Genomic DNA, 9,697 nt, shown 5'->3' on the forward strand with positions numbered 1-9,697 from the left:
CCGCGAGCGCCATGTCTGGCTGGGCCTGCACACGGCAACAACCCGCAGCCTGGCCCAGGGCTCGGTGATCGTCTTCAGCTGACGACCGGGGCCCGGCCCCGCCCGCCGGACTGGGTGAAGATGTCGTTCACCACCTTCTGGGCCAGGTCCCTGTCCTTCTCCGGCACGTCCACCTTCACCCACATCCGCCAGGTCAGCTGCCTGCCCTTGCTATGCCAGACGAAACTCCGGCGCAGATACATGGCGTAGCGCTGCTCCTGGTCGACCGTCTTCGTCTCCTGCGCGTAGGCGGCCGTACCGCGCTCGGGGGACAACGGGACGCTCGTCCACCGCGGATTGCCGTACTTCAGGAGGGCGCGCTCGTAGGCATCGGCGTCCCGTTCGTGGCAGGAGGCCCCGCAGCCGAGGTTGGACGCGATCCGGATCTTGATGTCGGGCACCAGTGCGGCCGCCGTCGCCGTGGCGCTGCGCCCGCACTCGTACGTGAGGAGATCGCCGTTGCCGCCGGTGTGGCAGAACAACGGCTTGGGCGCGCGGAAGGCGAACGGCAGGCGCCAACTTGCCCACAGGTACGACCGCTCCTTCTCCTTCCAGGTCGCCCCGTAGACGGACTGCCCCGGGATGTGGGTGTACTTGGCCAGCCGGGTGCCCTGCTTCGGGACCTCGGCGCGCGGAACGTCGGCCAGTCGGCGCCGGCTCGCCGTCAGCGTCCCCGTCCCGTGCCCGCCACCGGAGTCGTCCAGGTCCGCGCGCCGCAGGAAGTCACGCATCAGGATCTCCGCGATCTCCCTGGTGCGCTCGCGGCCGGCGAACTCCTCGGCGTAGGTGACGACGAACAGAACGTTGCCGACCCGTACCCGCACCATCGTTTGCCAGGGCTCGGTCTCCATGGCCGACATCCCGAACCCGTCCTTCTTGACGAGTTCGGCGGCTTCGTCGCCGAGCCCTGCCAGCCGCCGCTCCCCCTTGGCGAGGGGTTTCTTCCCGATGGTGCGGAACTGCTCGGTGGCGTACCGGACTGCGTTGAAGTCCTTGTTCGACTTCCAGCCCCCGGCGGCGATCCCGATCTCCACGTCCGGCGCGAACGGGGACTGTTCGGAAGCGACGCACACATTGCCGCCCGGGACGGCCGGCCACAGGCCCGGCAGCGTGACGGTGCGCGTCTTCGTACGGCCCGACTTCGTGCCGTCGGTCATGACCTGCCGCATCTCGTGGTCGTCCAGCAGCGAACACGCCTCGGGGGCGAAGGCGACCGGGTCCGGCGGCGGCTCGGCGGCCATGGCACTGAAGAAGAGGACGAGCATCGCGAGGATACCGAACCCGGAGGCGGAGAGCGCGAGCGGCGCCCGCAGCGGAGCACGGACACCGGGCTCGCCGGTGTCGTAGGTCTCCGCGAGACGGTCCCGCAGCTCGACGTGCCGGAAGCGGTACACGCCCCCGGCCTGCCGCAGCACCCCTCGGGCATGCGCGTCCTCGAGGAATGCCGTGAGGCGCAAGGGGAGCCGGCCGGTGACCGCGAGCCAGACGCGGGCCGTGTTGTACCGGCCCCAGGCCGAGAATCCGGCAGCGTACAGCCACGAGGCGAGCAGGGTGGCGGCCACGGCGAACGCCCAGTCGCGCAGGGTGGCGGCGTGCGGGCTGCGGTCGGTCCACTGCCAGGCGACGAACACGATCGGGGGTAGGGCCAGCGGAACCAGCGACCCCGCCCACTCGCCCTTCCAGAGCCGAAGCGGCGCCAGCCAGCCCAGAGTGAGCACCACGCGCCGGTCGGCCCGGAGCACCTCTCTCGGGGACAGGCCCACCGCCGGATCGGCGAACCGCCACACGGCGGACACGACCGGTTGCAGCTGGGCCCCGAGGACGAGCGCACAACAGCCCGCCACCGCCCACCAGTGGGCCACTGCCGCGGCGACGGCTGCCCCGGCGGTGAGCACCGAGGTCGCGGCCACCACCCGCACCTTCCGTGCCCGCAGCGCCGTACGCACCTGTGTCCCCGTGGGCCGGGCGAACCGCCACGGGGAGGGGCGCTCGTCGTCGAGGTCGGCGGCGAACCCGTAGAGCGTGAGCAGGCACGCCAGCGCGAACGCGGCCCACACCGACAGCCACGCACCCCACCACGCGGCCCCCACTCCGGTCCGCATCACCAGCAGAACCAGCAGCAGATACGCGGGAGCCAGACACAGCCCCCGCACCGGCCACGGCATCTCCTCCTGCAGCCGCCACCACGCGAAGTCCTGCTCATTGGCGGCCTTCATGCGAGCGGCGAGGAAGCCCACCCACCGGCGCGCCTCGCCGGGCTCCCAGCCGCCGTGTTCGGCGCGTACGTCGTGGGAGGCGCTGTAGGCGGTGTCGAGGAAGGCGTCGTACAAGTGCCGTTCCAGGGCGCCCTCTTCGGTGAACCGGCCCCGGGACAGCAGTTCCCGGGGATCGTTGCCGTCCCACCCGTAGGCGACCCGGGCCAGTCCGGCCATGAGCGGAACGCGCAGCACCTCACGCAGCCGTACCGTCTCAGCGGACACGTCACGGGCGTCGCGTAAACGCTCCAGGACCGGTGCCCAGGGGGAGCGGTCCGAGCCCGAGGGGTTGAGGTACGTGCCCACGGCGTCGTCCGTGAGGCTCTGGAGGACGATCTCCGTGCGGGTGAACACGCTCGGGTCGGGTGCGTGCTCGCGATATTCGTCCGCGCGGCTGGTAAGGACGAACGGGCGTCCACGCAGGCTCTCACCGAGCTGGCGCAGGGCGTCCTTGCGGCGTGCTCGCGGGAGTTCATCGAATCCGTCGAGGACCAGCAGGACGCGGTCGGTGGAGCGCAGGAGGTGGAGGGCGACGTCGTAGGGGCGGGCCCCAGGCAGGGGCGTGCACACCTGGGGACAGTCGGCGGCCAGCTGCCGGGCCAGCCACTGGGCCAGTCCCCGGCGCGGGTTCCAGGACGCGAGGGACACCACGAGGGGGACGGGACGCGGCGGGTTCGGGGCACGGTCGGCCAGCAGTTCGGAGGCGAGCCGCAGGGCCAGCACCGTCTTGCCCGCGCCCGCACCGCCGAGGACGATGAGCCGCCTGTCGGGGGTGCCTTCGAAGTACTCGGCGATGGAGGCGTGCGGCTTGTCGCCTGCGGGCGTCCACTCCACCTCGATGGGGTGGGGTTCCGCGATGTGCATCAGCCGCTCGTCTCGGGCGTACTGCCGCCGCAGCACCTCGGCGAGACCGTCGGCGACCTGCTGGAGATGCTCCGGCGACTGCCAGGCCCGGTCACGCCTGCTGCGCCGCGCGGCCAGCACACGTGCGGCAACGGCGGACGCCACGGTCAGGGCCAGCAGCAGCCACCCGAGCCGCACCGGGCCCGGGTCGTGGCTGCGGGGAAGCGGCAACTCGGGCCGTACGGCGAGGAGATACAGCCCGAAGCCCGCGACCAGCCCCCGTACGCCCACCGCCACGTGCGGCTGAATGTAGAGGTTCATGATGTCGCGCGCCTGGATGAGAAGGCCCTGCTGTTTACCGCTAGTGGTGTTGTGCGTGTCCCCCGAGTGCTGCCTGTGCCCCGTCACCTGGCACCTATCCGCCGTGGTTGCCGAGGCTGATGTCGCCGTGGATGTCGCGGGCCTGGATGACGGTCTGCTGCCGGCCGCCGGAGACCTCGTCGTGCACCTCACCGGACCCGGTCCGAATCGCGTCGAGGGCATCCTGCCGCCAGGCCCGCAGCGCATCGGCCAACGCGGAATCCCGCCGAGCCCGCTCGACCAGCGCATGCGCCAACCGCTCGGCGCGCGCGGCGCGTTCCGCGCTGCCGACCGTGGCGGTGAGGGCGGTCAAACCCGGCGCTATCGGTTCCATGGACACCTCTTCGCGCTTGCCTGGACACGCTTCGTGTATCGAGCGTAGGGCAACTACCCCGAAGACAGGCTCTGGTAGAACTCCGTTAGGTCTTCCCGTCGGGTCTGTTCGGGAGCATGTTGAGTGTGTGGATGCACATGAAGTGAATCGTTTTCGGGCGAAGTTGGCGCTGTTTGTGGCGGATGTGTTCGCCTCGGTGCCGCCGGAAGGACCAGCGGGCCAAGAGTGACTGCTACCTGCGGGGACTGATGCTGGACGGCCGCCGCAAGTCGATCCAGGCCATGGCCATGTGACTTCCGGACGGCAACGAGCAGAACCTGCGGCAGTTCGTGAGATGTCACCGGTCGCGTCAGCCCGGGCCTGGATTTGCTGCAAGGCCCGGGTGAACACACCGTCCAGGGCGTAATGGCGGAAGCGGGTGTACACCGTCTTCCTTGGCCCGTAGCGTTCCGGCAGGTCACGCCAGGAGATCCCCGTCCGGATCTTTTAGCCCATCCCCCTGATGACCTGCCGGTCCTCCACGCGCGGCCGACGGCGATGTCACCGCAGCCGTGCACCAATGGCTGGTAGAGACCGGACGCATCCGCCCCGACGCCGAGATCATCTATCTCGAGGGCGCACCTGGCGCCCACGCTGACCCAGGCGACCGACCCCTCTCCGGTGCCCTGCCCAACGCTGTGACGCGGTGTGCAGCCCGGATAACTCCCTATATCCGGGCTCCATGGAAGCGCTCAGATCCCATGAACGGGGCGGCTCATGTCAGATGGTCAGAATGCGGTCGAGCCGGTCGTTATCCCGGCCGTGCCGGCCCGGCCGGAGGCGTACGACACTGCGACCCGGGCCGCGCTGGAGCACATCGACCGCCAGGCTGTGCGCACGGTCGCGGACGGCCGCCCGGAGTCCACTCGTGACGCCTACGCCCAGGACTGGGCGAGCTGGGCGAAGTTCTGCGCCGCCTCCGGGGTGCCCGTGTTCGCCGTCACCCCGGGCACGCTGGTGATGTTCGTCGAGTGGCTGTGGACCCAGCCCGGCGGGAGGAAGGGGACGTGCACCGCACCGTCGACCATCGACCGCCGCCTCTCCGGCACCGTCGTGTCCGCCCGCGCCGAGCACGGCGTGCGGCTGGAGGACGGCGTCGCCCGCCTCGCCCGCAACCGGCTCAAACAGCTGGTGAAGGAGATGGAAGCCAGCGGGGAGACCCGTGGCCGGGGCCAGGCCCCGCCGCTGCTCGTCGAGCACCTGGTGAAGATCAGCGCCGCCTGCCCGGACAACCTCATGGGCATCCGCGACCGCGCCCTGGTCCTCATGCACTTCGCCGTTGCCGGCCGCGAGCACGAACTCGCTTTCAGCCGGGTCCGTGACTACGCCGAGACCCCCGCCGGGATCCAGGCCGACCTGCGCGTGTCCAAGGTCCGCCCCCGCGTCGTCCCGGTCCCGTACGGCTCCCGGCCCTCGATCTGCCCGGTCCGGGCCTGGCAGGCGTGGAAGGAGGCGGCCGGCCTCACCGACCCGGACGCCTACGCATGGCGCCGCCTGCACAACCGGTGGCACACCGTCATGGAGAGCAGACTGCAGCCCGAGTCCGTCGGCGAAATCGTCACCCGCGCCGGCGAACGGGTCGGGATCGAGATCCGCTTCACCGGCCACAGCCCTCGCCGCGGACTGGCCACCGCCTCCCGACTGAGCGGCCACGACCAGATCGTCATCGCCAAGCAGGGCGGCTGGGCCCCCACTCCAAGGTCCTCGCCGGCTACCTCGAAGTCGTCGACCAGTGGGAGCAATGCCCTGCTCGGCGTGCTGTAGCGGGATCCCTTGTGCGTGAGCGTGAGGAGGGGGATCAGCCGGGCAATCGATCCTCCCTCCTCGCCGCTCGATTAGACCGAGGTGATGATCCAGTGCGCAGCGATCGTGACCACGCTCGTGCCTATTGCGTAAGCGGCACCGAGCGCTGCACGCCACAGCAGCACCTTGGCCCGGCGTCGGTACCGCCGATGGGGTTCCTCGAGCTCCCCCAATCGACGCGGACGCGCGTTGAGCTCATAGTGCTGCGGGATGGGTGCGGTAGACATCGTGGTCTCCTCTCCACCGGACGGTCCGGCTAGTGTCAACTCCACATCTCTGCAGGCACGTTGCGGCAGGGAGCAAGACCAACTTGCGGTGTCTCGCGCATCTTGCGGGCCGCGCAATCGGGAAGGAACAGTGACCGAAGAGCAAGCGGAGCGAACTGTCGTGCCGATGCCGCGGGGGCATCTGCCACCGTTGTCACCGCTCAGGGATGATCTTGGAGAAGAGCAGAGAGCTTTCGCTGAGCATCTGCGGGCCCTGCGCGAACGCAGCGAGATGACCTCCTCAGATCTGGCCACGGCGCTCGGCGTGGATGCCACTCGACTGTCGCGCTACCTGTCGGGTGAGGATCTGCCGCAACCGCAGCTTCTCACCCGCCTCCATCAGCTATTCGCCAGCCGGAATGCCGAGTACTCCGTTGACAAGGCGGCTCGGGAGAGTCGGGCCCTGCTGTATGCAGCCGCTCGGTCGAAAAGCTTGCTGTCCGCCCGTGCGTACGAGGTCGCGGAACTTCAGGAGAAGCTGCACGAGCAGCAGGCGGGAACCGCCCGCTCCCTCGCCGCGCTGCAGGCCGAGATGCAAGACGAACGTGAGCACCGACGCCGTGCCGAGGAGGAGATTGCACGGCTTCGACAGGCCGGTGTGGCAGATCGCGACGAGCAGATACGCCGGTTGGAGGCGGAGCGAGACAGCGCACTGCAGCGGGTCGCCGAGCTGGAAGACCTGGTCTCCCAGACCGGTGCCCTACTTCAACTCCAGCAGCGCGATGCCCAGCACGCGGAGGAGATGGCTGCCGAAACCCAGCGCGCACTGGATCAGCGGGAGCACGGTGAAAAACTTCCGGAGCAGCGCCGGAAGTTCGACCCAACAAGATTGGATGCCAAGGAGATCGTCGAGGAGCTGGACCACCTGCGCGATGCCGATCGGGACGAAGAGGCAGACGGTCTCCTCGCCGACGTCGCCCAAGGCCACGATCCGGCGGTCGTTGCCCGACTGCACGGTGCGCTTGAAGACGCTGGACGTCGGGTCGATGTGGCGAAACTGCTGGAAGCAGCCGCAGTAAATTGCTCAGGGCCGCACCTGCGGCGCTTGGCATTGACAACAGCGGACAGGCCCGGCGACGACTACGGCACTGGCGGTTTCCAGATCAGCGTTCATCCGGCGCCGCTCGGCGATTCACTGCTTCCCATAGTGGGCCGGCTCAGCCCCGTCGACACGATCCTGCGACTCGCGGTGGCTTTCGCACAACGCTCTGAGAGCCGGCAACTGGAGTTTCTGGCTTTCTTCGCGGCAGCCCGGCCCAGAGAAGATCGGCAAGCTCTTCGTGATGCCGGACTACCAGTTGCCCAGTGGCATATGGAGCGCCAGGCATGGCGACGCCCTATGCTGCATCTCCGAGACTGCGAGGCTGTCATGTCCAGCCACGATGAACAGTGGCTGACGACCACGATGGGGATGACCAAGCGGGAAGCCAGGAAGCAGGGAATCAAGTACAGGGTCCGTCTCTGCCCGCAGTGCCACCCCTACCTGGCAATCGACGCCAAGATCAGACTGGGTGACCTGGTCATCGATGGGTAGACGCCGCGCGGCGAGCTCGAGCAGGTTCTGCGCCGCCAGCGGCCCGGCCACCTCCTCCCGACCATCCGGTGAGCACATGGGCAACGCTTCAAGGGCGCGGTGGGCCCGTCTCAAGCGGACGCCAGCTGAACACCCTTCCTGAACACGACTCAACAGGGCCGCCAGGCAATTCGCCCGGCGGCCCTGACCTGTCCATGAACCGATCGGTTGATGAACAAACAGATTGTCACGCTGGCCGATCGGCCGACACGCCCACTCGGTGTGCGGCGTCTCCAACGGCTCAGGCAGCAGGGCGACGTCGACCCGTGGTCTGATGCCCCCGGTTCGCCGCTGCAGCGCAATCGGGGGCGTGACCGCTGACGTCGGTGGTGGGGTTCGGCCGGGCGTCCGGGAGTGTCTGATCAGGGTGTTGACCTGGGCTGGGACGGTCCCAGACGGATCCGGACGGTCCCGGACGCCTTGATCCGTTGTGCGGGGGTCAGTGGCCCGCGACGCTTCTCGTACCGCTCCGCAGCCCGTTCGACGGCACCCGGTGCGAGTGCTTCCTCCAGCAGTCCAGGACCGCGGAGTGAAGCCGGAACTCGAAGCTGTGGCGGGATCGGCCGCCCGGTGCCCCGCCCGCTTTGTCTCAGGAGGAATCCCGTGAACGTCTCTTTGCGTCAGGCCGGTTCCCACCGCAGGAGGGCGGCTGGCTGGTGGCCGGCCCGTGAGCCCCGCCGCTGGCCGGTGTCCTTGCGGGTGGCTCTGGTAGCCGTCATCGCCGCAGTCGGCTTCGCCTTGATCGGACCGACGGCGTCGGCGTCGGCCGCGCCGCCCCCGCCGACGCCGACCTCGGACTCCTCCGATGAGCCCAGCCGCTGGAACAAGTGGCAGTGGCAGATGTACGAGTCCTGGGTCTCGGACGCGCTGGACCCTCACGACCCGTACTACAAGTGGAAGCTGCTCCGGCAGATCGCCACCAAGCGCGTCTTTCAGTGGATGGAGAAGGGCAAGACCAGCTTCTCACTCAAGGACGATGTGCCGAATTTTGTGCAGGATGCACAGGAATTCCACCGGCGGTCGCAGGACACTCCCGACGGGCTGCGGCGGCAGGTCACCGGTGCCGGGGACAAGATCCACGATCTGAACCAGAAGATCGACCGGGCTCAGACTCCCGCCGAGCGGGAGGAGGCCGAGAAGGACCGGGACGTAGCCCGCAGGCAGGCCAAGGACGTGGACAAGCGGTACCGGAAGGTCAAGGCGACCCAGCCGGACGCGGAAAGCGTCGAGGCGAAGATCCAGGGCCTCGACACGAAGATCGGCGACCTCAAGACCAAGATCAGCACCCTTGAGGAAGCGACGAAGAAGTCCCGGCCGGACCGCCGGGAGAAGCTGCGGCAGTTGGAGACGGCCCGTGCGAACCTGGCCCAGGCCGAGGCCGACCGCCGCCGGCTCCAGGGACCGCCGGACGACGACGGCGACAGTGGCGGGACGCGTACGACACCGCGCGACCCGAAGAAGCCCCCGACGGGACCAGTCGCCTCCGACCCGAAGGCCACCTCGACCACGCCGAAGCGAACCACGGAGGCCAAGGGGAGCAAGAGCACAACCCCCGTCGGCCCGACGGCCACGCCGAAGGGGACCAAGGGCACGAACGCCACCAGCCCGACGACCACGCCGAAGACAACCAGCAGCACAACCGCCACCAGGCCCACGGCGCCGTGGAAGGGGTGGAGCGGTCCCAAGATGCCGAAGACCGGGTACCGGGGCAGCACGAGCACCGGCATCGGCACTGAAATTGCCGGGGTCATCGGCGAGGGCGCCGGCGATGAATACCAAATCTATCTGGGCCGCGAGAACCAGAAGGTGCTGGAGCAGGCACGCAAGGACCCGGCTCTGGCGAAGCGGATCACCGACGACTACAACGAGATCAAAGACGACGGCCCGATCGGGCAGATCGCCCGCGGCTTCGACACCTCCAAGGAATACGCGCAGGGCACCGTCCGCAAAGTCGCTCCTGAGCTGATCAAGTCTCAAGAGGCGCTCGACACCGCGAAAGCGGTCGCCGACAAGTCCAACGCGGACCCGTTCTACCAGCAGGCCCGTACCGAGTGCGGCGGGTATGACACCTGCGTCACCGAGCGTACCGACAAGCTGCGCAAGCAGAACGCCAAGGCGATCGCGGAGTCGACGAAGAAGGCCAAGGAGTCCAACGCGGACCCGCTCTACCAGCAGGCCCGCACGG

General features: G+C 68.9%; 4 protein-coding genes and 3 pseudogenes. 4 read left to right on the plus strand and 3 right to left on the minus strand.

What is annotated here, in order from left to right; translation table 11 throughout:
• Positions 1–74: 74 nt before the first annotated feature.
• Both ACFV2X_RS24870 and ACFV2X_RS24875 read right to left on the minus strand, forming a co-directional pair.
• A complete protein-coding gene (locus tag ACFV2X_RS24870; RefSeq protein ID WP_385620116.1) occupies positions 75–3,458 on the minus strand; it encodes an NACHT domain-containing protein in 3,384 nt (1,127 codons plus the stop codon).
• Between the two features lie 94 nt (positions 3,459–3,552).
• Complete coding sequence (locus ACFV2X_RS24875) at positions 3,553–3,831, minus strand: hypothetical protein (RefSeq protein WP_385620118.1); 279 nt, start codon at positions 3,829–3,831, stop codon at positions 3,553–3,555.
• 127 nt (positions 3,832–3,958) lie between these two features.
• On the opposite strand from ACFV2X_RS24875, the pseudogene ACFV2X_RS24880 reads away from it, so the two are divergent.
• Positions 3,959–4,121: pseudogene (locus ACFV2X_RS24880) on the plus strand (transposase); the annotation flags it as partial.
• Between the two features lie 100 nt (positions 4,122–4,221).
• Here the strand turns inward: ACFV2X_RS24880 and ACFV2X_RS24885 are convergent.
• Positions 4,222–4,314: pseudogene (locus tag ACFV2X_RS24885) on the minus strand (transposase); the annotation flags it as partial.
• A 273-nt stretch (positions 4,315–4,587) separates the two neighbouring features.
• Between ACFV2X_RS24885 and ACFV2X_RS24890 the strand changes: the two are divergent.
• The 3 genes and pseudogenes from ACFV2X_RS24890 to ACFV2X_RS24900 form a co-directional block, all read left to right on the plus strand.
• Positions 4,588–5,634: an integrase gene (locus ACFV2X_RS24890; RefSeq protein ID WP_385620121.1), complete on the plus strand. Its 1,047-nt coding sequence runs from the start codon at positions 4,588–4,590 to the stop codon at positions 5,632–5,634.
• 396 nt (positions 5,635–6,030) lie between these two features.
• On the plus strand, positions 6,031–7,473 hold the full coding sequence (locus tag ACFV2X_RS24895) for a helix-turn-helix domain-containing protein (protein WP_385620124.1): 1,443 nt from the start codon (positions 6,031–6,033) through the stop codon (positions 7,471–7,473).
• 738 nt (positions 7,474–8,211) lie between these two features.
• Positions 8,212–9,697: pseudogene (locus tag ACFV2X_RS24900) on the plus strand (hypothetical protein); the annotation flags it as partial.

This window comes from Streptomyces sp. NPDC059679 (assembly GCF_042734105.1).
Taxonomy (GTDB): Bacteria; Actinomycetota; Actinomycetes; order Streptomycetales; family Streptomycetaceae; genus Streptomyces.

Excerpts from the sequence above, each read along its gene's own strand:
- ACFV2X_RS24890 (WP_385620121.1), top strand. The coding sequence starts at position 4,588 with ATGTCAGATGGTCAGAATGCGGTCGAGCCGGTCGTTATCCCGGCCGTG.
- ACFV2X_RS24870 (WP_385620116.1), bottom strand. The coding sequence starts at position 3,458 with ATGAACCTCTACATTCAGCCGCACGTGGCGGTGGGCGTACGGGGGCTG.
- ACFV2X_RS24875 (WP_385620118.1), bottom strand. The coding sequence starts at position 3,831 with ATGGAACCGATAGCGCCGGGTTTGACCGCCCTCACCGCCACGGTCGGC.